Origin of the sequence: Vibrio sp. 10N.286.45.E10 (assembly GCF_002874195.2) — a bacterium.
Lineage (GTDB): Bacteria > Pseudomonadota > Gammaproteobacteria > Enterobacterales > Vibrionaceae > Vibrio > Vibrio crassostreae.
In genome coordinates this window covers 1730074-1756061 of record NZ_MCWD02000001.1, presented here as the reverse complement: position 1 = coordinate 1756061, position 25988 = coordinate 1730074, and the positions used below count along the sequence as shown (strand labels likewise).

The 25988-nt window shown below is 44.2% G+C and carries 23 protein-coding genes and 1 pseudogene; 23 read left to right on the top strand and 1 reads right to left on the bottom strand.

All coding sequences use genetic code 11. The features are described 5' to 3' along the window. The first annotated feature begins 308 nt into the window (after positions 1 to 308). The 15 genes and pseudogenes from nrfB to BCU34_RS07690 all read left to right on the top strand — a co-directional run bounded on the left by nrfB (position 309) and on the right by BCU34_RS07690 (position 15030). Positions 309 to 893, top strand: a complete 585-nt coding sequence (nrfB, locus tag BCU34_RS07760; RefSeq protein ID WP_017101427.1) for a cytochrome c nitrite reductase pentaheme subunit — start codon at positions 309 to 311, stop codon at positions 891 to 893. A 3-nt stretch (positions 894 to 896) separates the two neighbouring features. Then, entirely contained in the window at positions 897 to 1583 is a 687-nt protein-coding gene (gene nrfC, locus BCU34_RS07755) for a cytochrome c nitrite reductase Fe-S protein (RefSeq protein ID WP_060982429.1), read from the top strand. Positions 1584 to 1585: 2 nt separating this feature from the next. Continuing rightward, on the top strand, positions 1586 to 2560 hold the full coding sequence (nrfD, locus tag BCU34_RS07750; RefSeq protein ID WP_102480661.1) for a cytochrome c nitrite reductase subunit NrfD: 975 nt from the start codon (positions 1586 to 1588) through the stop codon (positions 2558 to 2560). A gap of 124 nt (positions 2561 to 2684) precedes the next feature. After that, entirely contained in the window at positions 2685 to 4607 is a 1923-nt protein-coding gene (locus BCU34_RS07745) for a heme lyase CcmF/NrfE family subunit (protein ID WP_102480662.1), read from the top strand. Next, positions 4588 to 5142: a DsbE family thiol:disulfide interchange protein gene (locus tag BCU34_RS07740; protein ID WP_102480663.1), complete on the top strand. Its 555-nt coding sequence runs from the start codon at positions 4588 to 4590 to the stop codon at positions 5140 to 5142. The genes BCU34_RS07745 and BCU34_RS07740 overlap by 20 nt, the downstream gene beginning before the upstream one ends. After that, positions 5139 to 5579: a heme lyase NrfEFG subunit NrfF gene (nrfF, locus tag BCU34_RS07735; protein WP_048669252.1), complete on the top strand. Its 441-nt coding sequence runs from the start codon at positions 5139 to 5141 to the stop codon at positions 5577 to 5579. Before BCU34_RS07740 ends, nrfF begins: the two co-directional genes overlap by 4 nt. 89 nt (positions 5580 to 5668) lie before the next feature. Beyond that, on the top strand, positions 5669 to 5845 hold the full coding sequence (locus tag BCU34_RS07730; protein ID WP_017063565.1) for a hypothetical protein: 177 nt from the start codon (positions 5669 to 5671) through the stop codon (positions 5843 to 5845). Positions 5846 to 6093: 248 nt separating this feature from the next. Further along, the gene (locus BCU34_RS07725) at positions 6094 to 6690 is read left to right on the top strand and encodes a GTP cyclohydrolase II (protein ID WP_009848836.1); all 597 of its coding nucleotides are present in this window, start codon (positions 6094 to 6096) and stop codon (positions 6688 to 6690) included. A 176-nt stretch (positions 6691 to 6866) separates the two neighbouring features. Beyond that, positions 6867 to 8126 carry an imelysin family protein gene (locus tag BCU34_RS07720; RefSeq protein ID WP_048669253.1) on the top strand — a complete coding sequence of 420 codons (1260 nt, stop codon included), beginning with the start codon at positions 6867 to 6869 and terminating at the stop codon, positions 8124 to 8126. Positions 8127 to 8239: 113 nt separating this feature from the next. Next, the gene (locus BCU34_RS07715) at positions 8240 to 9628 is read left to right on the top strand and encodes a di-heme oxidoredictase family protein (protein WP_102480658.1); all 1389 of its coding nucleotides are present in this window, start codon (positions 8240 to 8242) and stop codon (positions 9626 to 9628) included. Positions 9629 to 9770: 142 nt separating this feature from the next. Beyond that, positions 9771 to 10832, top strand: coding sequence for an imelysin family protein (locus BCU34_RS07710; RefSeq protein WP_055319797.1), 1062 nt, complete (start codon positions 9771 to 9773; stop codon positions 10830 to 10832). Beyond that, positions 10822 to 11910 (top strand): DUF1513 domain-containing protein, encoded by a 1089-nt coding sequence (locus tag BCU34_RS07705; RefSeq protein WP_102480657.1) that lies wholly within the window; start codon positions 10822 to 10824, stop codon positions 11908 to 11910. Before BCU34_RS07710 ends, BCU34_RS07705 begins: the two co-directional genes overlap by 11 nt. Before the next feature lie 80 nt (positions 11911 to 11990). After that, positions 11991 to 13530, top strand: a pseudogene (locus tag BCU34_RS07700) (L,D-transpeptidase family protein). A gap of 197 nt (positions 13531 to 13727) precedes the next feature. Further along, positions 13728 to 14276, top strand: a complete 549-nt coding sequence (locus BCU34_RS07695) for a YcbK family protein (RefSeq protein ID WP_102432394.1) — start codon at positions 13728 to 13730, stop codon at positions 14274 to 14276. Between the two features lie 100 nt (positions 14277 to 14376). Beyond that, the gene (locus BCU34_RS07690; protein WP_102480656.1) at positions 14377 to 15030 is read left to right on the top strand and encodes an MBL fold metallo-hydrolase; all 654 of its coding nucleotides are present in this window, start codon (positions 14377 to 14379) and stop codon (positions 15028 to 15030) included. A 103-nt stretch (positions 15031 to 15133) separates the two neighbouring features. Here the strand turns inward: BCU34_RS07690 and BCU34_RS07685 are convergent, their stop codons facing one another. After that, a complete protein-coding gene (locus tag BCU34_RS07685; RefSeq protein WP_102432396.1) occupies positions 15134 to 15934 on the bottom strand; it encodes a DUF2982 domain-containing protein in 801 nt (266 codons plus the stop codon). 220 nt (positions 15935 to 16154) lie between these two features. Between BCU34_RS07685 and BCU34_RS07680 the strand changes: the two genes are divergently transcribed. The 8 genes from BCU34_RS07680 (at position 16155) to BCU34_RS07645 (ending at position 25898) form a co-directional block, all read left to right on the top strand. Beyond that, the gene (locus tag BCU34_RS07680; protein WP_004740184.1) at positions 16155 to 16547 is read left to right on the top strand and encodes a hypothetical protein; all 393 of its coding nucleotides are present in this window, start codon (positions 16155 to 16157) and stop codon (positions 16545 to 16547) included. 521 nt (positions 16548 to 17068) lie between these two features. Beyond that, a complete protein-coding gene (locus tag BCU34_RS07675; RefSeq protein ID WP_017060957.1) occupies positions 17069 to 18163 on the top strand; it encodes a TRAP transporter substrate-binding protein in 1095 nt (364 codons plus the stop codon). Positions 18164 to 18372: 209 nt separating this feature from the next. Beyond that, the gene (locus tag BCU34_RS07670; RefSeq protein ID WP_102480655.1) at positions 18373 to 18918 is read left to right on the top strand and encodes a TRAP transporter small permease subunit; all 546 of its coding nucleotides are present in this window, start codon (positions 18373 to 18375) and stop codon (positions 18916 to 18918) included. 9 nt (positions 18919 to 18927) lie between these two features. Beyond that, positions 18928 to 20211, top strand: a complete 1284-nt coding sequence (locus BCU34_RS07665) for a TRAP transporter large permease (RefSeq protein WP_048664743.1) — start codon at positions 18928 to 18930, stop codon at positions 20209 to 20211. Between the two features lie 104 nt (positions 20212 to 20315). After that, entirely contained in the window at positions 20316 to 21671 is a 1356-nt protein-coding gene (locus BCU34_RS07660) for a cache domain-containing protein (protein WP_048664744.1), read from the top strand. After that, a complete protein-coding gene (locus BCU34_RS07655) occupies positions 21664 to 22302 on the top strand; it encodes a response regulator transcription factor (RefSeq protein ID WP_102480654.1) in 639 nt (212 codons plus the stop codon). The genes BCU34_RS07660 and BCU34_RS07655 overlap by 8 nt, the downstream gene beginning before the upstream one ends. A 169-nt stretch (positions 22303 to 22471) precedes the next feature. Then, a complete protein-coding gene (locus tag BCU34_RS07650) occupies positions 22472 to 24070 on the top strand; it encodes a BCCT family transporter (protein ID WP_102480653.1) in 1599 nt (532 codons plus the stop codon). 256 nt (positions 24071 to 24326) lie between these two features. Further along, positions 24327 to 25898, top strand: a complete 1572-nt coding sequence (locus tag BCU34_RS07645) for a BCCT family transporter (RefSeq protein ID WP_048659559.1) — start codon at positions 24327 to 24329, stop codon at positions 25896 to 25898. Positions 25899 to 25988: the final 90 nt, after the last annotated feature.

Sequence of the window (25988 nt, the reverse complement as noted above, 5' to 3'; positions counted from 1 at the left end):
TATATAACCCTAAAGGGGTACTGCTGGGTAGGGATATTAAAGTTCAATTGATAATTATTATCATATATAACAATCAATTACCTAGATTGACCATGATATAAACAGGGTGATTGCGTTCACAGATTAACCCATTCAAATTTCGTATTACCCAATTCGAGGTATATTCTAACTATAGAAAGCGTTGTGGCTTATCCAAAATAAGAATTGATATCATTTAAGCGGTAATAATATCGTTTAAGGGTACTTTTGTTTAACCGGAATATTATTTAGTTGAGAGTTAAATAATGCCGGTATAAGGAAAGGATAAAATGGGCAATATTAAATTGGCCATAGTCATAATGCTTAAATCCCTTCTAGCATTCTGCCTCTATGGTTATTCCATTCATGCTGTTGCTGAGCCTGCTGTTACGCCAGTAGGAGAATCAACAAGACATGAAGTCGAATTAATACGTGACAAAGACTACAAGTGTGTTCAATGCCATAAAGATTCAAAAGAAACGGTATTGGGTTCACATGGTGAAAGTGCACACGCTTTACTTGGTCGTGAAGTAAATTGTACCGACTGTCATAGTTCTATTAGCCCCGATCACCGTGAAGGTGCACCTGAAGTGGTGAAGTATCGCGCGGCTCAATCACAACCGGGAACCGAGAAGGTTTTCCTAGACCCTAGCTTAATTTTAGATGCCAATAGCCAATGTATAGATTGTCACAAACCGGATGATCTGCGCGAAGCGAGTTGGACCCACGATGTTCACGCGCAAAATTTAACGTGTTCAAACTGTCATGATGTTCATGCGACTGAAGCAAAGGTGCTGGGCTTAGATAAAAAGCAAACCATCAAGCTGTGTGTGGATTGCCATTCAGACTTCAACCAGAAGAAAGAAGAGGAGTAATCTATGAGCTGCTCAAGAAGAAACTTTTTAGCTGGCGCTGGTGCCGTTATTTTTACTACAGGTGTTGCGGGAACGGCGGCGGTAACAAGCCGTAAAACGCTAGCCAATGTTCAAGAGGACGGGGCTAAACGTTATGGAATGATTCATGACGAGACCGCGTGTATTGGTTGCACCGCTTGTACAGAAGCATGTCGTGAAGTAAACAAAGTGCCTGAAGGCGTGTCGCGCTTAGAAATTATTAAGAGCGAACCCCAAGGCGAATATCCAAATGTTGATTACCGTTTTACTCGTAACTCTTGCCAACATTGTGATAATGCACCCTGCGTGATGGTTTGCCCAACAGGGGCGGCCTACAAAGATGAAAAAACTGGCATCGTTGATGTGCATAAAGAGAAGTGTGTCGGTTGTGGTTACTGTTTGTTAGCGTGCCCGTATCAAGTGCGCTTCTTCCACCCTGAGAACAAATCGGCTGATAAATGTAACTTCTGTCGTGATACCAATCTTGCACAAGGGAAGCTGCCTGCTTGTGTCGAATCTTGCCCGACCAAGGCGCTAGTATTTGGCGATCTAAATGACCCTAAGAGTGAGATAAACCAGGTGCTTAAATCTGAGGTGGTTTACAGGGATAAAGCTTATCTAGGCACTCAGCCAAAACTCTACAAAGTGCCACACCAAAAAGGGGAGATTTGATTATGAGTGCATGGGACACAGCTTTTCAGTCTGGTACTGTGGTTTGGGACTGGGTTATAGCAATCTATCTATTTCTCGCGGGGATGTCGGCAGGTGCCGTAATGATCTCCATTTATCTAAAACGTAAGGTCATTGAAGGCGATCCTGCTCATAATGGGGTGTTAAAGGCCACGGCTTTTCTCGCGCCATTTGGGATCATTTCAGGTCTGCTTATTTTGGTTTTCCACCTGACAAAACCGTTATCCTTTTGGAAGATCATGATCTTCTATAACCCAACGTCTGTGATGTCGATGGGTGTGATCTTATTCCAAGTGTATATGGTGATCCTATTCCTTTGGATCGGCATTATATTCCGAGATCAAATTGTCGTGTTCTTGAATGACCAAGCTTGGTTAAAAGGGCGACTCGATTTCGTAGGTAACTGGATTGGCAAATTGGAAGTGTTTGAGAATGCTTTGGAAATCTTCTTAGCTGTTCTTGCTCTGATGCTTGCCGCTTATACCGGATTCTTGTTGTCAGCTTTGAATACTTTCCCACTATTGAATAACCCAGTGTTGCCGATTTTGTTCTTATTCTCGAGCTTATCCTCAGGAGCGGCGGCGTGTATTTTATTTGGTGTGTTGGTCTTTAAGGAATCACCTCATAGCCCGAGTATTTCATGGATCCACGGATTCGAACGTCCGGTCGTGATGTTTGAGTTGTTTGTTCTTATTACTTTCTTTACTGGGCTTATCTTCGCTGGTGGTCAAAGTGAGCAAGCAGTATGGAACGCAATTGGCAGTGGTTTCTGGGCGAGTTGGTTCTGGTACGGCGTCATCGGTGTCGGCATGGTTTTACCGTTGTTGCTGAATGCAGTGACACCAACCTCAATCCGCCATAGCTCGGTGTATATTTTTTCAGTGACTTCGCTAAGCCTAATGGGTGTATTAATGCTGCGAACTTTTGTCCTTTACGCAGGGCAGTTAACGATAGCTTAATTTTGCTCAAGTAAGCAGATGTTGGATACTGGTCATCTGCTTACTTGGTTCCTGTTTATTGGAACAGTATAAGCGAACAATTGTTTAACTTGGCTCTGCTCAAGCGGAGCCTTATTGAGGTGATATGGTCGGTTCTTTGGGGCTGTTTAGTTTGGTGTTGGTCGCTGTTCTTAGCAGCATTATTGGTGTGCATTCGTTTTATCAAATGCTAAACAAACGGACGCAAAATATAGGTTTAATCCGTAGTTTCTCTCTTTCAAGTGCATTGTTTTCTCTCACTTCTGTCGTATTGCTTGGTTATGCCTTTGTCAGTGATGACTTCTCTATCTTATATGTCGCTGAACATTCAAATACTCAATTACCCTCATTTTTTAAGCTAGCAGCCGTATGGGCTGGCCATGAAGGTTCCTTGTTATTTTGGGTACTTACGATTAGCGTTTGGTCTGGCGTGATTGCCCTACAAAAACACTATTCGAATGAATACCAAAGCCGTGTGTTGTGGGTAATGAATCTACTGCTCGCGATATTTGCTTGGTTCACCTTATTCGCATCAAACCCATTTGAAATGAATTCGATTTTGCCGCTAGAAGGGCGTGACCTAAACCCAATGCTGCAAGATGTCGGCCTGATTTTTCATCCTCCATTACTTTACCTTGGCTATGTCGGCTTTTCTGTGGTGCTGACGTTTGCTGTTGCGGCCTTATTGGTTGATCCTATTGAGTTTGATTGGGTTTCCCATTGTCGCAGTTGGTGTCTCGTCGCTTGGATCTTTTTAACTGCAGGGATCATTCTTGGTTCGTGGTGGGCGTATTACGAATTAGGTTGGGGCGGCTGGTGGTTCTGGGATCCTGTTGAAAATGCCAGTTTGTTGCCGTGGCTTACTTCGACCGCATTACTGCACAGCCTAGGTGTTGCAAAGGGCAAACAACAGCTCCTAAAATGGTCTCTCAGCCTTGCTTTCATTACGTTTTGCCTGAGTATCTTAGGCACCTTTATTGTTCGTTCTGGAGTACTAACATCGGTACATGCTTTTGCTGTCGACCCAACTAAAGGTATTGCACTGCTGCTTATATTAGTTCTGGTACTCGTAAGTTCATTTTCTCTGCTTATCGTCAGAGGTGAATCTTTTGAATCTAATCCGATTACCAGCTTCGCCAGCAAAAGCTTTTTGAGCTTAGTTGCGGTACTTATCTTTGTGCTGGCAACAGCCGTGGTTGTTTTCGGCACTTTCTATCCAATGGTATTTGAACTACTTGGATTGGGTAACATATCGGTCGGTGCGCCTTACTTCAATCTGTTGATTGCACCTTTAGCGTTACTCGCCCTTGGCGTGGTTGGCTTAGCTCCATTGCTCAGTATCAAACCTCAAGCAACTAAAGGCGTGATTGCCTCGTTAGCTGTGGTGTCATTTGTGCTTGGGTACATTTGTTATTCTTGGCAAGTGGAACAGGGACATCTACAAGTGATGGTGCTGCTGACTTGGGGGCTGGCATTCTGGGTTTTATTGACGCACGTTTATGGTTTAGTGGTTACGCGAAGATCCAAGTTCCAACGTAAAGTATGGGTGATGACCTTTGCGCATGTTGGAGTAGCGGTATTGTCTGCCGGTGCTGCTATGAACAGTTACCACTCGTTTGAGCGTAGCTATAAATTAAGCCCAGGTGAACAGGTGGAATTCATGGATTGGACGCTTTCTCATCGTGATACCGAGCTCTATGTCGCCTCCAACTTTACTGCAGAAAAAGCGATACTCGAATTAGATGCTAGCGAGCAAAGCTTTTCCATCGCGCCAGAAAGAAGACACTACCAAGTTCGTGTTATGAACATGAGTGAGCCTGCAATGAAGTGGTTCTGGCATGGCGATGTTTATATCACCATGGGAGAGAAAGTAGACTCAATAGCCTATGCATTCCGTGTTCAGTACAAAGCGTATGCGCGCTGGATTTGGTTTGGTGGGTTGTTCTCCATTCTCGGCGCTTTACTCTCATTAACTCATCGTAGAAAGAAAACCGTTAAGGCGTCACAGTATGCATACCAGCGTTCGTAACAAGCTCATCACGTTAATTGTCTTGGCATTAGTGATGGTGTTGGGTTTTGCCTTTGCACTCAATAATAAGCAGCAATCTACGACTGTGTCGGAGCAGAAGAGGGCATTTCCTGAATTCGTGTCTGCTGCGTTAGTCAATAGCGAAGGCATCAGTAGCAAACAGGAAATTACGTTGACTGATGTCACTCAGCACCCTTATCAACTAGTGAATGTATGGGCGTCGTGGTGTGGTATCTGCAAAAACGAACATGCTTTGTTACTCAAACTTAATGATAAAGGTATTCCAATTATTGGGCTCAATTATCGAGATAACCCCGGTGCTGCGCTTAATGTGTTGTCCAACGACGGCAACCCGTACTCAACTGTGATCAGTGATCCTCAAGGGAAGTTGGCGCTAGAGTTGGGCGTAATCGGCACCCCTGAAACGTATCTGGTCGACGCTGAAGGCCAAATCATTAAGAAGTTACTGGGCGTGGTCAATGAATCTGTATGGCAAGAAGAACTTGCGATGTATTTTGATGGTGCGAATGGATGATGAAGTCTTTAATACAAACACTCGTTATGCTGTCTACACTTATGTTTGTTAGTTTTCCGACTTTGGCGGAAGACCTGTTTACAGCCAGTAATAAAGACACGAGTATTCAAGTTGAACTATTCGAGTTTGAAAACCCTGAGCAGCAGCAGCGCGCAATTACATTGGCTAAAACGCTACGTTGCCCGCAATGCCAGAACCAAAACTTGATTGAGTCGAACTCTCCGATAGCAAAAGACTTACGTCTCGTTGTATTCAAAATGGTGAAAGCAGGGCAGAGTAATAATGAAATCACTCAATATATGACAGAAAGGTTCGGTGAATTTGTGCTCTATAAACCTGCAATGAGTGTTTCAAACTTATTACTTTGGCTACTTCCAAGCCTATTATTTCTCTTATTTATATATCTATCAGTAAAAAGTGTTAGAAAGAGCTCATAAAAATTATGTATTACTGTTTACCAATTGACCTGTATTTTGTAACATTAAAGGATTATAAAGGCTAAGCACTGTTATATAAGGATGTGTCTGTGGATAACGTAATCTCAAATTTAAAGAAAGAGTTCCATACTCATGTCCGATCTGACAAATGGGCAGAAAAATACAGTGCAAAATCGAGCATTTCTACGCTTACTCAAGAAGAGTTAACTGAATTAGAGAACGCTTGGGTTCAACTTGTCATCTGGAAGCAAACCCAAGTAAGCTGAACGTTCTGTAAAAATCGTAACTTCAGCCGCAACTGATTAATTTATAACCCCATGTTGGTCATTCCAATGTGGGGTTTTTTGTTACCTGAAAAATTATTGTTATAATATAACAATTTGAGCATGGTCGACCTTGAAAAAAATTGTTAACAGCCTCATAGTGTCTATCATTAGATAGTTAGCTACAAAATATTGCCTAGACATATAATGTAGTGTTGTTAAATACATCGAATTTTCAAGTGAGTATAGTTATGGCGGAAGTGCGTGCCAGAATAGATTTCAAAGTAGGGGTAACAAGCAGTATTGATGCTGAACTTCTGTCTTTTCATGGATTGAAAACAGACAAAGAGCATGTTGCTGTGATATTTAAATCAGCAGATAAGACACAAGACATACCTCTTGTTCGTATGCACTCTGAGTGCTTGACTGGTGATGTTTTCCATTCATCTCGCTGTGACTGTGGCGAGCAGCTAGACGAAACCATTAGAATTATGGGTGAGACGGGTGGAGTGATTCTTTACTTACGCCAAGAAGGTCGTGGTATTGGTTTATACAACAAAATCGATGCATACCGCCTGCAAAGCGAAGGTATGAACACTTACGAAGCCAATAACCACCTAGGCTTTGGTGATGACTTACGTGATTTTACTGAAGCAGCGGAAATGTTACGCGCTTTAGGTACTACAAAAATCCGTTTGGTGACCAACAACCCTAAGAAAATCAATGAACTTAAATCCTTTGGTATTGAGATTGAAGAAGTGGTGAATACCTCTGCTCATATCAAATCGGGTAATGAGAGCTACCTGAAAGCGAAAGTCTCACACGGTAAGCATAACCTGGATATCTGATTCGCTTACTTGTTGCGCTTAACATAAAAATGTTTAAAGACCTCACATATGTGAGGTTTTTTTGTATTTATCTTGCAATAAAATTGTAAGTTTGTATTATTCCAATCCGTAGTGCAAATGATAATGGTTTGCACTATTACTACGAATAATAATTTAAAGCTCAACAAGGATGCTTCATGACTATTAAATCTTTAGTGACAAAAGCAGTAACTTCGTCACTCATTTTTGCCTCTGCTTCTTCTTTTGCAGCAGTAACTCAAGATCAAGTTGTAGAACACTATGCAGATATTGCTCATGCCGTGTTTGCCGATTCAGTAATTACAGCAAAAGCGTTGAACTCTTCTATTGATACCTTTTTAGCTTCTCCTTCTGCTAGCAACTTCGAACAAGTAAAACAAGCTTGGCTTGAGTCTCGCGTACCATACCAACAGTCAGAAGTATTCCGCTTCGGCAACGTTGTTGTTGATGATTGGGAAGGCCAACTGAATGCATGGCCACTAGATGAAGGTCTGATTGACTACGTATCTTCTGATTACCAATATGAGCTTGGTAACGAAGGCGCTAGCGCAAACATCGTGGCTAATAAGACTTTCCAAATTGGTCAGACTACGGTTGATGCAACTAACATTACTCCAGAGCTAATCGCAGACTTGAACGAGATCGGCGGTTCTGAAGCGAACGTAGCGTCTGGCTACCACGCAATTGAATTCCTACTTTGGGGCCAAGATTTAAACGGTACAAACAGCGGCGCAGGTGAGCGTGCTTACACTGATTTCGTTGTTGGTGCTGAGTGTACTAACGGTAACTGTGACCGTCGTGGCGCATACCTAAAAGCATCTGCTGAGCTGCTTATCCAAGACCTAGAGTGGATGGAAAAGCAGTGGGCTGAAGGTGAGAAAGGTAACTACCGTCAAGAACTGCTTTCTGAATCTAGCGAAAATGGCCTACGTAAAATGCTATTCGGCATGGGTTCACTGTCTCTAGGTGAACTAGCGGGTGAGCGTATGAAGGTTGCACTAGAAGCAAACTCTACTGAAGACGAGCACGATTGTTTCTCTGATAACACGCACAACTCTCACTACTACAACGAGCAAGGCATCTACAACGTTTACACGGGTCTATATAAGCGTGAAGACGGCACTCTGCTTTCAGGTCCAAGCCTGTTTGACCTAGTTGAGCAAAAAGACGAGCAAGCTGCGAAAGAGATTCAAAAGCAGTTTGACCTAGCACGTGCACAAGTAGGCCAGCTAGTAACATCGGCTGAGAAAAACAACCAGCACTTTGACCAGCTAATCGCTGCTGACAACGCTGCAGGTAATGCATTAGTAAACAAAACAATTGTTGCTCTAGTGTCGCAAACAGCTGCAATTGAGCGTGCTGCGGGTGTGATTGGCATTGATAGCCTGAACCCAGACACAGCGGATCACGAGTTCTAAGAACCTGAGCCAAAAATAAATATAAGGGCTCTCATTGAGCCCTTAATTGTTTGATCCTCAAGAAAGCCACACCCACATAAAAACTAAAACCAAAAAACACAGCAAGGCAATGTATGAAGTCGTATCTATCAGCCTCACTATTAACCGCACTGTTTGTCTTATCGCCATTACATGCCCATGAAACTTACTCTGGCGGCAAAACGACCGTTAAGAAAGAGGGGGCGAACGCTTTTTCCCTTCCCGCAGCCAACCTACCAATGAGTAAACGCTTAGATTTCAGCGTAGGCAACAGTTTCTTTAGAAACCCTTGGGTTCCCGCACCGTCATCAACTGATGCTCGTGATGGATTAGGACCACTATTTAACACCAACGGCTGCCAAAACTGCCACATCAAAGATGGTCGTGGTCACGCGCCAGAAAAGGGCGATGAGAACGCGGTATCCATGTTGGTTCGCTTAAGCATTCCGGCTGAAACGCCAGAGCAAAGACAAGCCTTTATTCGCGATGGTGGCATCCCAGAACCGACTTACGGTGGCCAGCTACAAGATTTCGCACTTCAAGGTGTTAAACCTGAGGGGAAAGTGAACATCAGTTATACCGATGTTCCTGTTGAATTTAAAGACGGCACGGTTGTTACTCTGCGTAAACCCACTTTAAAAATTACTGAGCTTGCGTTCGGTGAGATGCACCCTAAAACTGAATTCTCAGCTCGTGTTGCTCCGCCAATGATCGGTTTGGGTCTGCTCGAGAGTATTCCTCAAGAGACGATTCTTGGTTTCGCTAAGCAACAAGCAGCGGATAACCAAGGCGTATCGGGTAAAGCCAATTACGTTCTTGATGTTCGCACAAACGAAATAGCACTGGGTCGTTTCGGTTGGAAAGCCGGACAGCCAAATCTAATGCAGCAAAATGCAGCGGCATTTAATGGTGACTTAGGCCTAACAAGCAGCTTATTCCCGAACGAAAACTGCACATCTGCACAATCGACTTGTGATGATTTCCCAAATGGCGGTGAGCCAGAAGTCAGCGACAACATCCTAGATTTTGTTGAGTTCTATTCGCAGCACTTAGCAGTACCTATTCGTCGTGACGTTGATAACCCTGCTGTCGTGCAAGGTAAAAAACTGTTCAAAGACGTTGGCTGTCAAAGCTGTCATCAAGCTGAGTTCCGCACGGCAGAGCGAGAAGGTCTGCCAGCATTATCTAATCAGTTAATTAGCCCATACACCGATATGCTGCTGCATGATATGGGTGAAGGCCTAGCGGATAATCGCCCAGAGTATCTGGCTAACGGTCAAGAGTGGCGCACCACGCCATTGTGGGGGTTAGGTTATACCAAAGAAGTGAATGGTCATACGTTCCTGCTTCATGATGGTCGTGCAAGAAACGTTATGGAGGCGGTACTTTGGCATGGCGGTGAAGCAGAAATGGCAAAACAAAACGTACTGTCTTTGAATGCGACTGAGCGTGAAGCACTGCTGGCGTTTTTGAACTCGCTGTAGTCGGACTGAGATTTAGCGTTTTAACTACTCAGCTAACCTAAAGAACACAACCGCTGAACTTGTAGGAATACGAGCTCAGCGGTCGTTTCATATTTAGTGAACTCATATAATTAAAAGAAAAATTAGGAAGTAAGGTAACAGCATGACACATAAATTTTTGTTAATGCCTTTGTCGGTATTAATCATGGCAGGCTGTCAATCATCGGGTGAGCAGACTGCTTCATCTGAGGTTAACGGTGTGTCCTATCAAGCCGATACGGCAAGTCATATTAGTCGCAGTGTCTATCAACAAGAGTTTGATTCTGCAGTTCTATTTGCCAAGCAAGCCAGTGAACTAGAAGTCTTGATGCAGGGTTACTGCCAAACCAATAGTGTTGAGCTTGATACGTTGAAAGCTCAGTGGCAGCTTACAATGAACAGTTGGATGGCACTACAAGGTCAAGAAAGAGGCCCAACAGCGGCACTGGAAGAGAGCTGGAATGTTCAGTTTTGGCCAGACAAAAAGAACACCACAGGTCTAAAGATGCGTCAGCTGACTCAGCAAGATAAAGCTTGGTCACAAGACGAAATTGCACAGCAAAGTGTGACCGTTCAGGGGCTTGGCGCCTTGGAGTGGTCTCTGTACGACGAGCAATCTCCACTGCTTCAAGACAAAGCTTCAGGCTGTCTATCTTCACCAGCTATCGCACAAAACTTGGCAATGAAATCGGCCTCTATTGCTGAAGCTTGGCAGGTTAACCCGTGGCTAGCGCTAGACGAGATGCGTTGGGAATCTGAATACATCGCTCTATTGACTAACCAGCTTGATTACAGCATGAAAAAGCTGAGTCGCCCGATGGCGAAAATTGGTCATCCGCGTCCTTACTTCTCAGAATCATGGCGTGCACAAACCTCGATGACTCAACTAAAAGCCAATGTAGCAGCACTTCAGAATTTGTACCTTGCCGATGGCAATGGCCTAGACGGCTTGTTGAGAGAGAAGGGCTTAAACGACCTTGCTGACCGTGTTGCTGACCAGTTCACATTGACGCTAGATACTTGGCCTACAGACTCAAGCTTGTTTGAGTTATTGCAGAGTAAAGAGGGCTACCGAGATGTGCTGACTCAATACAACAAACTAGAACGTTTGAAGTACCTGATTCATGAAGAAGTGGCGATAGAGCTTGGCGTGGTAATAGGATTTAATGCTACCGATGGTGACTGATACTACGCGAAGAACGCTACTCAAGGCTGCACTGGGTTGTGCAGCTGTTCCATTGCTTCCGTTTGGCTGCGCTAGTCGCTCTGGTGCTGTGAGCTCATCTAATGATCCTCAGCTGATAGGATGTGCGCTGAATGGGCGAGGTCAATATTCAGCGGTTGTGGCTGACGAATATGGAATGCCATTGAGTCAACTGCCGATTCCAGATCGTGGTCATGGCGTCGCGATTTGCCCAACCTCATCACATGCGGTGGTTTTTGCTCGTCGTCCTGGTGACTATTTTATGGTGTTTGACTATAAAAACGGTCAGCAGATCAAAATGGTCGTGAAAGGTAAGAACCGTCACTTCTATGGTCATGGCGTTTACTCATTAGATGGTAAGTTACTGTATGCCACTGAAGGGAAAACGGACAGCAGCCAAGGTGTGATTGGCGTTTACGATATCGCGCAAGGCTATCGTAAGGTCGAAGAGTTCAGCGGTTTTGGTATTGGGCCTCATGAAGTGATCATCATGCCGGATGGTAATCTCGCGATCGGAGTTGGTGGCGTTCATACTGATGGTAGAACACCGAAAAACCTAGATTCGATGCAGCCGAGCTTGAGTTATATTTCTCCTGAAGGTGCGCTGCTTGATCAGGTTGAATTGTTGGATAAGAAGCTGAGCATTCGACACTTAGCCCATGATGGTGCTGAAACCGTGCTTTGTGGCCAGCAATATCGTGGTGAACCAGATGAGTATCCTTCGCTATTGGCGATGCATACTAAAGGCGGGCAGTTTGAATCACTGAACGCAGAGCCAGAGCAATGGGCAAGGTTCAATCACTATATCGCCAGTATTGCGGCGTCAGATGATTGGATTATTGCGACTTCGCCAAGAGGCAACTGCTACGGTATTTGGTCCAAAGAGAGTAAAGAGTTAGTCGAACTTTCTGCGCTATCTGATGCCTCTGGTGCCGTGTTACTTGATGGAGAGTTTCGACTCAGCTCTGGGGCGGGGAGTGTGGTTAGCCAGCGAAAGCCTCATGAGAAATCGACCCAGCAATCTACGGTTCAGTGGGATAACCACTGGTCGTCAATTTGATGCATATAGCACCTTAAAAATTAACATGCTTACTCCAATTTCTTTGCCATACTTATTAGATTATGGGGATGGAGTTAAGCATGTTAGCGAAATACTTCTGTGGATTATTGGTGTTAGTTTCTGTGCACGCATGGAGCTATACGAGTTCTGACGAGAGCCGTTTCATTCCGGCTGATTCAGAGCTCTCTTTTATGCTGATTTATCCAGAGCTTACCCAGAGTATTTATCAAGACACTTCTCTTCCTATCCTTTGGGATTCGCCAGAACTGGTTAAAGCGTTTGAATTTCAATTGTCGCTTCTCGAACAAGCTCAAATGGCACCGCTCTTTGAACGACAACTTAAGCAAATCCGTCACTATCAATCCTACGCTCAATGGCAAGAGTTGGACATATTACTTACCGATACCTTTATCTACTACCTAAGCTACGTTGAAAATGCGCCACTTGCCGGTAAGGAGTGGTACTTTTCGGGTAAGCTACATTCCAAATTACCAGCGCCTTCGCCCCATATTCTGATGAGACTGAAAAGCAGTGTCGCCAATGATTACTTATTGGAGATGGTGTTGTCTTACGCACCGCCAGTGGGGGATTTCGACCAATTCAAGGCGACTTATTCAGTATTAGAAACCGCGTCCGAGCTCAAGATTGATCGGTACAGACAGAAAGGCTTGAAACGCTTGGGCGACCAGCTTTCAGATAAAGCCATTCTTGTTGAACGTATTGCCTTAGTCGGTGTTGATACTTCGATGATCGCGGTCGATTTCCCTAAGTTCGATCGAGATCTGCAAACGGCGATTAAGTCCTTCCAGCGTATGCACGGTCTTACAGACGATGGGATCATCGGCCCTGACACGATAAAGTGGATCAACATGGGCTTTGATGATCGATTAACCTCATTGGCTCTGAATGCTGAACGTGTTCGTTTGTGGCCAAGAGACAGAGACTCTCTTATCGTCGTTAACGTGCCGAGTTTTGACATGAAGTACTGGGAAGATGGCGAAGAGGTGTTTGAGTCTAAAGTCGTCGTGGGAAGAAAATCGCGAAAAACACCGCTTTTAGAGATAAACCTAGATTCTGTCATTCTAAACCCGACTTGGAATGTGCCATGGAAAATCATGGTCAAAGACATCCTGCCTAAAGTAAAAGCGGACGAAAGCTACCTTGAAACGAACAACTTCCAAGTGATTGACGGTTGGCGTTCAAATGGAAACGGTCGACACCACAGAGATCGATTGGCAGACAATCAACTTCAATTCGTTTCCATATCGGATGCGTCAGCAGGCTGGCTCGCGAAATGCATTAGGTTTGTATAAGTTCAACACACCTAATAAGCGAGCCATTTACCTGCACGATACACCAAGTAAAGGCCTGTTTAATGACGACTTCCGTGCTTATAGCTCAGGTTGCATACGTGTTGAACACGCAGAAGAACTGGCTGAGTTATTGTTTGCCACTAAGGTAAGGAAAGTCCCGAACCAAAATGCTGACCTCGCTCCGAATACTAAGGTTCGCCTCAAGAAGCGGATTCCAGTGCATATCATCTATCAAACCGTGTTGTTTGAAGAGGGCGGCATACAGTACCGCGGTGATATCTACCAATATGATAAAGAGGGTGGTTGATTGAAATGAGTTCAACTAAGGTGATCTTGACCAAAAAATGACAACCAAGCTTCTATTGATGAAATTATAATGAGTATCAATAACTAACCGTACAAAGGTTACAAATACTAACGTTTTGCGCGGTTTTTGTACGTTGACGCAGCAAATACCATTATGTATCGTGCATTTTTCGTTCGATCTAATTGGTTTTTTGCTGTATGTCTCAAAGTTTATTTTCACGCCGTCAGTTTCTGACTTACGCTGGTGGTACTGCTGTTGTCGCCTCTCTTACTCCTTCTATCGCTTTTGCTTCATACCCTGATCAACCAAGAACGATTAGCATGAACAATCTTCACACTGGTGAACGTTTAGAGACTTGTTATTTCGATGGCACTAACTATGTCGGTGACGAAATGGCACGCCTTAGCAAACTATGTCGCGATTTCCGTCGTAATGAAATTCACCCAATGGACAAGAACCTGTTTGATCAGATCACTCAGATTCAAAACGTGTTGGGTATTCAAAAAGAAGTTCAGATCATCTCTGGTTACCGTTCTCCAGCGACCAATGAAGCACTTCGTTCTAAGTCGAGTGGTGTGGCTAAAAAGAGTTACCATATGTTAGGTAAAGCAATCGACTTCCGTATTGATGGTGTTGATCTGAAAGAGCTGAGAGACGTAGCTAAAAGCCTGAACGCAGGTGGTGTGGGTTATTATGCGCGTAGCAACTTTATCCATATTGATACTGGTCCAGTACGAAGCTGGTAGCTCTAGGCTCTGTGGTGAACTGAAGCGGTAGGCACTTGTCAAAGTAGACATCCAATGTCATAGTTTGCCCAAATTTCAGTTTGCCCTCTAAGGTTTGTATATGTCTCTTAAGTATCAAGTTGTACCTGTTACCTCTTTCGCTCAAAACTGCTCGATTGTGTGGTGTGATGAAACCATGGAAGGCATCGTTGTTGATCCAGGTGGCGACATCCAACAGCTAGCTGCAATCATCGAAGAGCTAGGTGTGAAGGTGGTGAACTTGGTGCTGACTCATGGTCACTTAGATCATGTTGGTGGTACGGTGCCACTTTCAGAGATGTTGAACGTTGAAATTGTTGGCCCACATAAGGCTGATAATTTCTGGTTGCAAGGCCTAGAGAATCAAAGCCAAATGTTTGGTTTCCCACTGTGTAAAGCCTTTGAACCAAACACTTGGTTAGAAGAGGGCGACAAAGTGACTTTTGGTAACCAAGTTATCGATGTGATTCACACGCCGGGCCACACGCCAGGTCACGTTGTACTGTTCAGTGAGCAAGCACGTATAGCATTTGTAGGTGACGTGTTGTTTAACGGTGCAGTTGGCCGTACTGATTTCCCACAAGGTGATTTCAATACACTTATCGCTTCAATCAAGACTAAGCTTTGGCCGCTAGGCAGTGACGTAACATTCGTTCCGGGTCATGGCCCTGAATCGACATTCGGTCGTGAGCGTGCATCAAACCCGTTCGTCGCAGATGAAATGCCACTCTACTAAGCCTCTGACCTAGTAAAAGAACGATTGAAAATGAAGCTTAGCTTTTGTTATGAAAGCTAAGCTTTTTTATTGGGTGCGAGTTTATTTATGAACCGGTTTGATTTTAATCAGAGAGGCGCTCGGCAGCGGCTAAGTAGCGTCGAGCCAGGCCAACAAACTCTTCTCCACTAATATTCAAATCATGGGTTGATATGAAAATGTCATAACCGTGGAAGCCTCTTTGGTACTTCATCCTGTTGGCGAGCATCGCCTGTAACCCTGAATAGTCTTTGATTATCGCATTTTGATTATTTGCTTCATCGTGTGAATCCGCATCCATTTGTGCTTGTTGAGCGTTGAAATGCACCTCGTCATTACTCTTTGATTCTTTATATTGGCTCAATTCAACACATCCGTTTTCGGTACAACGCGTGTGGTAGTGCGATGAGTCTAAAACCATGTCTTCAAAGTTTGACTCTTTTCCCGCTTGTTTAGCACCTAGATACAAAAGTGCTCGTTGGCTCAGCAATAACTCACAGGTGATTTTGGGGCAGATCGAATCGAGGTAGGGCGAGTAATCTTTAACCTTGATACCAATCCAAGGCAGAGGTTGGTGCCAACCATCTTGTTCATAGGTGCAAAGGCCAATTTTTTGGATGTTGTTCCACTTTAAGACCCAGCCCCCTTTATAAAAATGTTGTTGAAAATGAGTCGGTGTGAGGGTGAACATCACTCTGCTGCGCAACATTAAATAATAGCCAGTTCCTAGTAGGGCAATAATGCAAAATGCACCCACGATCAGTAACTTTGGATTGTCGCTGTAGAGTGCAATGATCAAGCAAACGAAGCCTAAAATAACGGCGAGAATACGGTACGAACGTGTGAACGAGGGCAAAGAGAAATTTGTTAGGTGACGAGTGTCCATAGGCAACACCAAGTTTTCATATTTTTGTCTGGATGGATAACCAGTGTATATGACCCTGAATTGATAAGTCGATGTTTAAATAATAGACGCTAGTAGACAATATCGGTATTTTTCGTCGACTTTCGACGCTTCACTCTACAAATAGCTCCTGTTTTTTGGTATAAATCGCGCTTCAAATTTTCACCACTGCGAAAAGAGCAGTGAACTGGAGAAATATTCAATGAGACTTGCTCATAAGCGTAAGGTGCAGGCTAAACTGCAGAAACGCACTAAAGCGGCTGTAGTTAAAGCAGTGGCAACGCCGAAAAAAGCGAAGCCTGTCGCAGAGAAAGTTGTAGCAGAAAAAACTGTAGCAGCAAAACCAGCGGTAGAGAAAACAGTAGCAGCAACAAAAGAAGTTGCAGTAGCACTGACTCCTAAGCAACAACAAGTTCTAGACATCGTTGTTAGCAATGCTGAAGGCATTAACCCTAAAGGTATCGGCCTAGCAGCTGGTCAAGAAGACGCGAAAGCAGCTTCATGGGCAACAGGCGCATTGAAAAAACTTCTTGAAGAAAACCTAGTAGCGAAAGAGCAACTTGCAGGTAACAAGGTTATCTACAAAGCTATCTAATCCCGCGGTATTATATTCGCTTCGTTAAGTTTTTAAGCCTCGATTATCGAGGCTTTTTTGTATCTGTCATAAACTTCATTTATCGCTTATTCTCATTTACCGGTTATTCCCATTCCAATCTACCGTTTAACTTGTTCACTTTAACTTCTAGCTTTGCTTCTCATCAGCAAGCCCTAAAGTAGGGCGCCTTACTAAAAAGCGCGGGTGATTTTCCCTAAAATGCAGCAATGGATAGAGCTTCATCACGAAATGGGAATCAATTGTTAATCGCGGTTCATTATAACTACTTAGGTATTTATCAATACGCATTCCCTTGGTGAATATCCAAACTCCTTTAAAATCGACACTATTCAATCATCTCCTACGTAGTTCTACTTAATCCTTTGGTCTAATACGTAACTTTGCTCACGCCATGCGTGCGTGCTCTCCCTGATATCTTGTTGCCTCATCACGGTGCACTCTTATGTTGAATCATAAAAAATGCTCATAGAAAGAGTGTTAACCCAACAAAGGACGTGAACATGAGTCTCATTTCTAACTCCCTCACACGAGTTTTTAAAAACGTTGCAGTAACCGCTGCGGCTTGTTTAGCTTTGGTCGCTACTGGTGCTACAGCCGCTGATAAGGTTTACCGTTTAAAGCTTGCAGAAACGTGGGGACCAAACTTCCCAGTTTTCGGTGATGCTACGAAGAACATGGCGGCGATGGCTGAGAAGATGTCGAATGGTCGACTGCAAATCAGAATCGATTCAGCAAACAAACACAAAGCCCCTCTTGGCGTTTTTGACATGGTTAAGTCTGGTCAATACGACATGGGTCACTCAGGCTCTTACTACTGGAAAGGTAAAGTTCCAAACACTCTTTACTTCACTTCTATGCCTTTCGGTATGACGCCAGCAGAACAATACGCGTGGTTCTATCACGGTGGTGGTATGGAGTTGATGGAGCAGGTTTACTCTCCACACAACTTGATGTCGTTCCCAGGTGGTAACACGGATATCCAGATGGGCGGTTGGTTTCAAAAAGAGATCAACAGCGTGGAAGATCTACAAGGTCTGAAAATGCGAATCCCAGGATTTGCAGGCGAGATTCTTGCAGAGCTAGGCGCTAAGCCGACCAACATTGCCCCAGGTGAGCTATACACGTCTCTAGAGCGCCGAACGATTGATGCACTAGAGTGGGTAGGTCCATCACTGGATTTACGTATGGGTTTCCACAAAATCGCGCCTTACTACTACACAGGTTGGCATGAGCCGGGTTCAGAGCTTCAATTCCTAGTGAACAAACGCACATGGAACAAGCTGCCTGAAGACCTACAAGAAATCTTGCGTGTTGCAATGCGTACTGCGGCTTACGACATGTACACACAAGCAACGCACGAAAGTGGTAAGAACTGGGTTTCAATGAAGACAGAATACCCAGATGTACAAGTGAAAGATTTCCCGCCAGAGGTTATGTCTGCACTGAAAGAAGCGAACGATCGCCTACTTGCTGCACATGCTGAGAAAGATGAGTTAGCAAAAGAGATTCAAGCTTCACAAGCAAGCTACCTAGAGCAAGTTCGTTCATGGACGGATATTTCACATAGAGCTTACTTAAATAGCCAAGCGAAATAGTCGACAGTTGTTGAACTGAATCTAAATGAACCCAAAGCTTCCCATATTAGGCAGCTAAGAGTGAGCAAGTGGCGGGTTCATTTAAAACATAATAATTAAATGCTCAAGAACCCTTTCTACGTCGTGCCTATTGCTAGCTATAAACTGAATCGTTTTTAGTTGGGTTAGCTGTACTGCAAGATGTCTTTTCAAATTCCATGGAGTCGGGAATGCGAAGTCTAATTTATATTGAACGCGTGTTTAATCGTATCGGTGATGCACTGGGATGGCTTTCCAGTATGTTGTTTATTCTACTTATCGCTAACGTTGTGTATGACGTTGTCATGAGATATGCCTTCAATGATGTCTCAATCGCTTTCCAAGAAATGGAATGGCACCTCTTCTCAGCCGTTTTCCTATTAGGTGTTCCTTATGCCATTAAGGCTGGTGGTCATGTTCGAGTTGACGTGTTCTACGAGCAACTGAGCTTTAAAGCACAAGCGATAATTGACCTGCTAGGCACACTTATCTTCTTACTGCCGTTTTGTTTGCTGGTGGCTTGGTTTGGTATCGATGTTGCCAAAGAGAGCTATGAACTGGGTGAAACCTCAGGCGATCCCGGTGGCCTGCCGTATCGCTGGATCATCAAAGCCATGATCCCACTGTCATTCTTCTTAATGGCACTCAGTGGCGTAGGTTTGATCCTGCATTCACTGAACAAGATTTTTAATCCCCATCTTATCCATGCAAACAATATTCATACAAAGAATAAATAGAGGCTAAACATGATTGGAATAGTAATGTTTTTCGTAGCCTTGTTTGCGCTTCTACTTGGCTTCCCTGTGGCGTTCACCTTTGGTGGTATCGCGTTAATCTTTGGTGTTTGGGCTGAGGGCATTGAAATGTTTGCCTTCATGCCATATCGAATTCAATCCATTATGGAAAACACGGTGCTGATGGCCGTTCCATTGTTTGTTTTCATGGGGCTTGTTCTACAAAAGACCAAGCTTGCTGAGCAGTTGCTTGAGTCGATGGGACGACTGTTTGGTGGCGTTCGTGGTGGTATCGCGATTTCAACCGTCTTAGTAGGCTCACTGCTTGCGGCTTCTACTGGTGTGGTTGGTGCTTCTGTGGTTGCAATGGGACTTATCTCGTTGCCAGTAATGCTTAAGTACAATTACGACAAAGGCTTAGCGTGCGGCACCATTTGTGCGTCTGGTACGTTAGGGCAAATCATTCCACCATCCATCGTATTAATCTTATTAGGTGACGTATTAGGTGTGCCAGTAGGTGACTTGTTCCAAGCGGCGATTTGGCCGGGCGTGATGTTAGTTGGTGCTTATATCCTCTACATCTTGATATATGCCAAGTTACACCCTGAAGCGGCTCAACCGATTGAGCGAGACGATTCAATCAGCCGTAAGCAAGAGGTGTTGGATGCACTTAAAGCGATTCTTCCGCCTCTTGCGTTAATCATTGTCGTACTGGGTTCAATCTTTGCGGGTGTGGCTACGCCAACAGAGTCTGCTGCATTAGGTGGCGCGGGTGCGATGGTATTAGCACTGCTTTACGGTCAGTTTAGTTGGTCGATGGTGTATGACGCATCGAAAGAGACGGTGAAAGTAACGGCGATGGTATTTGCTATCTTGCTGGGTGCGACTGCGTTCTCGATGGCGTTCACTTATACCGGTGGTGATTATCTGGTTGAAGAGTGGATGCTACAGCTTCCGGGTGAGAAGTGGGGCTTCCTGATCATCACCATGTTAGTGATTTTGATTCTGGGTTTCTTCATCGATTTCGTAGAGATCTGTTTCATCATCGTGCCAATCATTGCGCCGGTTGCTGAGTTGATGGGCATTAACATGACATGGTTTGCTATCCTGATTGCGATGAACCTGCAAACCTCATTCTTAACACCGCCGTTTGGTTTCAGCCTGTTCTACCTAAAAGGCGTGGCACCAAAAGGCGTAACTACGAAGGATATCTACCGAGGTGTGATGCCATTCATTCTGATTCAGATCCTAGTACTTGGATCACTTCTCGCATTTCCAGCCTTCTATGGAATGTGAGTGACGCCAAGAATGTGAATGATATGTTTCAAGGGTTAACGATAAATTGCTAAAATAAAACGGCTTATTGATGTTCAGTAAGCCGTTTTTTGTGAGGAAAAGGAATGCCTCTAAAAGCCAAACTGATTTTGCTGACGCTGCTCCCGTTGCTACTGGTAACGGCGAGTATTAGTTGGATCTCGTTACACCAAACCAAAACGTTGGGCGCGAAAGAGGTCGAAATCTTCAGAGACAGCTTAATCAAGTCACGTGAAAACGCCCTCAAGGACACAGTAGACCTAGCATTCGATGCCATTGAGCACATCTACAACGACCCTGACATCCAAGAAGCCCAAGCCAAAACGGAAGTTCGAGCCATATTGTCTAAACTTAGATACGGGTCGGACGGGTATTTCTTTGCCTACGATCGCCACGGAACCAATTTAGTTCATCCGATTCAGCCTGAATTGATTGGTCAAAACTTACTTGAACTGCAAGACGAGGATGGTGACTTTCTGATAGAAGCCCTGCTAAGAGAGGCACAAACGGGCGGAGGATTTCACCAGTATTTATGGCAAAAGCCATCGACGGGTGAGGTGGTGTCTAAGTTGAGTTACGCCGCTTGGCTAGAACGCTGGGATTGGATGATTGGCACCGGTTTGTATATTGAAGATGTGCACCAAGAAGTGGCTTCAATGCAGGCTGAGATAAACAAGAATATTGAAACCACGTTCTTTTCTATTGTGGTGATTTTGAGTGTGACGGTGGCCGTTATTATCGTACTTACCTTAGCCATCAACATGCATGAACATCGTATTGCCGATAACAACCTCAAAGAACTGGCGCATAAGACGGTGATGTTCCAAGAAGACGAGAAGAAACACCTAGCACGTGAGTTACATGATGGTATTAACCAATTATTAGTGTCGAGTCGTTGTCACTTAGAGCTACTCGGTAATAAGCTACAGAGTGAGGACCTTAAAGCACATTTGAATAAGTCACAGCATTCACTTATGCGAGCGATTGAAGAGGTGAGGCACATTTCACATCAACTTCGCCCAAGTTCACTGGATGACATAGGCTTAGAAGCGGCATTGTCTTCGTTGTTATTAGATTTTCAGGCGCACTCCGGTATTGAGGTGGAAACTTTATTTAGCACTCAACCGGGTAAGTTAAAATCAGAAGCCGCAACGACCTTGTATCGAGTGGTGCAAGAGTCATTGAACAACATAGAGAAACACGCGCAAGCGACCAAGGTAACGGTTATCGCTCAGCAAATTGGCAACGTGTTGCAACTGCTTATCCAAGATAACGGTGTTGGTTTCAATACCTATAAAGCGATGGAGAAACGAGGGATCGGACTGCGTAACATGAGAGAGCGAGTGGAGTTCATCGGCGGTGATTTTGAGTTGATGAGTGAGATTGGTTTCGGAACGGAAATTACAGTGTTACTGACACTAGAAGGATTAGTGAATGAGTGAAGTTATTCGAGTTGTGATTGCTGACGATCACCAAGTCGTACTGGATGGCTTTATGGCGAGATTAGAACTCGAGCCTGATATTAGCGTGATAGGCACAGCCAGTAATGGATTAGAAGCGGTTGAGACAGTGAAAACGCTGCGCCCTGATGTGGTGCTGATGGATATTAGCATGCCTATCATGAATGGTATTGATGCGACCCACCTGATTAAAGAAGAAGACCCTGAAGCCAAGGTGTTGATGCTGACCATGCATAACAACCGTGAATACATTATGAAGGTGATGCAGTCGGGTGCGGTCGGCTATATGTTGAAAGAGATTTCGGCTGAAAAAATGGTGCAGGCAATCAAAACGGTCAATCAAGGCTCAACCTATTTCTGTGAAAAAGTAACGCAGAATTTGTTTACTCAGCCGATTACTCCGACGCCATCTGTGAAGAATCCATTGAGCAGACGTGAAGAGGCTGTGCTGAAATTAGTCGCAAAAGGGGAGAGCAGTAAAGAGGTCGCGAAGGCACTAAATATCAGCTATCGAACGGTCGAAACCCATAGACAGAATATTAAGCATAAGCTGGACATTCACTCTACAGCAGAGCTTGCTAAATACGCAGTCAGCTCCGGGCTTGTGGACTGATCTTACGCTAAATTACATTAAATGTGTAATTTAATTACTAAATGTGCAATTTAGGCCTCCTTTATGGAGGTTTTTTTAGTATTTTTGCGACAGGTTGATATTCTTCATTTCGAAATTTAAGCGCCGAATGCAATGTTGCAAACAGTGCGCTGCAAATTAGAGAGGAAGCATGGAGCCTGTAAAAGATAGGTATAGTATTGAAAATACCGATTATACAGTAGGACAAGATAACGTTCAGAAATGGGGTTTTGATGTTCATAACCCAGTATTTGGAATCAGTGCAGGGGCGATCATTATCTTCCTGTTGGCACTTCTAGTCTCAGACCCTGAAACCGCAAAAGCGGCGCTTGATGGAATCAAATGGAAAGTCATCGGTAACTTCGATGGTTTCTTCATGTGGGCAGCAAACATCTTCGTTATTTTCTGTTTTGCCCTCATTGTCTCCCCGTATGGCAAGATACGTATTGGTGGCAATGATGCCAAAGCAGAGCACTCAAACCTATCTTGGATGTCGATGTTATTCGCCGCGGGAATGGGTATTGGCCTAATGTTCTGGGGTGTTGCTGAACCAGTGGCTTACTTCACTGGCTGGTATGAAACGCCATTAGGTGTTGAAGCTTACTCTCCTGAAGCGGCGAAGTTAGCGCTCGGCGCGACCATCTACAACTGGGGTCTTCACGGTTGGGCGATTTACGCTGTTGTTGCTTTGGCGCTTGCCTTCTTCACCTTCAATAAAGGTTTACCTCTATCAATCCGCTCTATTTTCTACCCTATCTTAGGTGATAGAACTTGGGGTTGGTTTGGTCATATTGTTGATATCGTTGCTGTGCTTGCAACACTGTTTGGTCTTGCAACTTCACTGGGTTTAGGTGCTCAACAAGCAACAAGTGGTATTAACCATGTATTTGGTACCGATGGCGGTATTGGCATGCAACTGGTTGTTATCGCAGTGGTCACTTTCTTAGCAACAATGTCCGTTGTTCGTGGCATCAATGGTGGCGTAAAAGTACTAAGTAACGTCAACATGCTGGTTGCTTTGGGCTTGCTTATCTTCGTAACTATCGCTGGTGGCATGGCGGGTATTAAAGCTATCCCAACCGCTCTAATGGGCTACATTGAAAACTTCATTCCTTTAAGTAATCCTCATGGTCGTGATGATGAAACGTGGATGCAAGGTTGGACGGTATTCTACTGGGCTTGGTGGATGTCTTGGTCTCCATTCGTAGGCATGTTCATCGCTCGTATCTCTAAAGGTCGTACGATTCGTGAATTCATCGTTGCTGTATTGTTCATCCCAACGACCGTAATCATCATCTGGATGGCTATTTTTGGTGGTATCGCGATTGATCAAGTGGCGAACAAAGTGGGTGAGATTGGTGTGAATGGTCTGCAAGATATTACACTTTCTCTTTTCCATACTTACGATGCACTTCCAATGAGTTCTGTGCTTTCAGTGGTATCGATTGGGTTGATTATGGTGTTCTTTATCACCTCGTCTGATTCAGGTTCATTGGTTATCGATAGTATTACCTCTGGCGGTAAAGTCGATGCCCCTGTTCCACAACGCGTATTTTGGGCGTTGATGGGCGGTGCGATTGCAGCGGTTTTATTGTGGGTTGGTGGTACGGAATCTATTCAAGCATTACAAGCTGGAACGGTATCAATGGCGCTACCATTTGCCTTCATATTATTGCTTATGTGCCTAAGCTTATTGCTAGGTTTACGAACAGAAAATCAATTGGTTAAACACCAAAATACTTTGAGCTAAAAGTAATATTAAATAAAAGGCCGACATGTTCGGCTTTTTTTTAATCAGTAATTTGAGTATTTGCGTGAATATTGGATGAAAACCAAACGAACCGCTTCAGGTTTACTGAAAACAACAAGTTAACCTGCTAAACTTCAGACATCCAAGTATTTGAATTAATGTGACAACAGCTTGTACTACTTGGATTGTAGGTTCGAGTTTGTGATTGGGTCACAGGTAAGTAAGGGATATTAGTAGTATTCCGTAGAGAGGGATAATGACTAAAGGTATAGATAAATACAGTATCGACAGTACCGATTACACTGTTGGTCAGGATAACGTCCAAAAATGGGGTTTCGACGTACATAACCCAGTATTTGGTATCAGTGCGGGACTTATCGCCTTATTCTTGATCGGTGTTCTACTTACAGATACCGCTTCAGCAAAGGCAGCACTAGATGGTGTTAAATGGCAAATTATCAATTCATTTGATTGGCTGTTCATCTGGTCCGGTAACATTTTCGTTATTTTTTGCTTGGGCTTGATTGTTTCTCCATTTGGTAAAATCCGCCTAGGTGGCGTTGATGCAACCGCTGATTACTCATTCATGTCTTGGTTGTCCATGCTGTTCGCTGCAGGTATGGGTATCGGTTTGATGTTCTGGAGTGTGGCGGAGCCAGCTGCTTACTACACAGGTTGGTATGAAACGCCGTTAGGTGTTGAAGCGAATACACCAGAAGCGGCTAAGCTAGCACTAGGTGCAACCATGTATCACTGGGGACTGCACCCTTGGGCGATTTATGGTGTAGTGGCATTGTCACTTGCTTTCTTCTCTTACAACAAGGGATTACCTCTTTCAATTCGTTCTATCTTTTACCCAATCTTAGGTGATAGAGCTTGGGGCTGGGCAGGTCACATTGTTGATATTCTTGCAGTTCTTGCAACCCTATTCGGTTTGGCGACATCGCTTGGCCTAGGTGCACAACAAGCGGCAAGTGGTATTCAGCATGTATTCGGTATTGAAGCGGGCTTAGGGCTGCAAGTCATTGTTATTACAGTGGTGACTTTATTAGCGGTTGTCTCCGTACTTCGTGGTATTGATGGTGGCGTTAAAGTTATCAGTAATATCAATATGCTAGTAGCTTTCTTACTGCTGATCTTAGTTGCGCTAATCGGTTATGCAGTGACGCTGGGGTCAATCCCAACAACATTGATGGCATACATCGAAAACATCATTCCGCTGAGTAACCCTCACGGCCGTGAAGATGAAGCTTGGCTACACGGTTGGACGGTATTCTATTGGGCTTGGTGGATCTCATGGTCACCATTCGTAGGTATGTTTATCGCTCGTGTTTCTAAAGGTCGTACGGTTCGTGAGTTCATCACAGCAGTACTGATTGTACCGACTACCGTGACTATCATTTGGATGTCAGTGTTTGGTGGTATGGCGATTGACCAAATCGTGAATAACATTGGTATTCTTGGTCAAGAAGGTTTAACCGATGTATCGCTAGCGATGTTCCAAATGTTTGATGTATTACCATTTGGTACTCTGCTTTCAATCATTGCGGTTGTATTGGTTTTAGTCTTCTTCATTACATCGTCTGACTCAGGCTCTCTAGTAATCGATAGCATCACCGCGGGTGGTAAAGTTGATACGCCTGTGCCTCAACGTGTGTTCTGGGCGTTCCTTGAAGGTGCGATTGCTGTCGCTCTATTGTGGGTTGGTGGTACTGAAGCAGTACAAGCTCTGCAAGCGGGTGCAATCTCGACGGCATTGCCATTCACCATCATTCTATTACTGATGTGTGTGAGCTTGCTAATGGGTATGCGTACAGAAAAACGCTAGGCTTTCTAAGCTAAAATCTACTGCAATTTATACGCAGTAGAGCGGTAAATAATATGAAGGCAGAAGAGGAAACTCTTCTGCCTTTTTGTT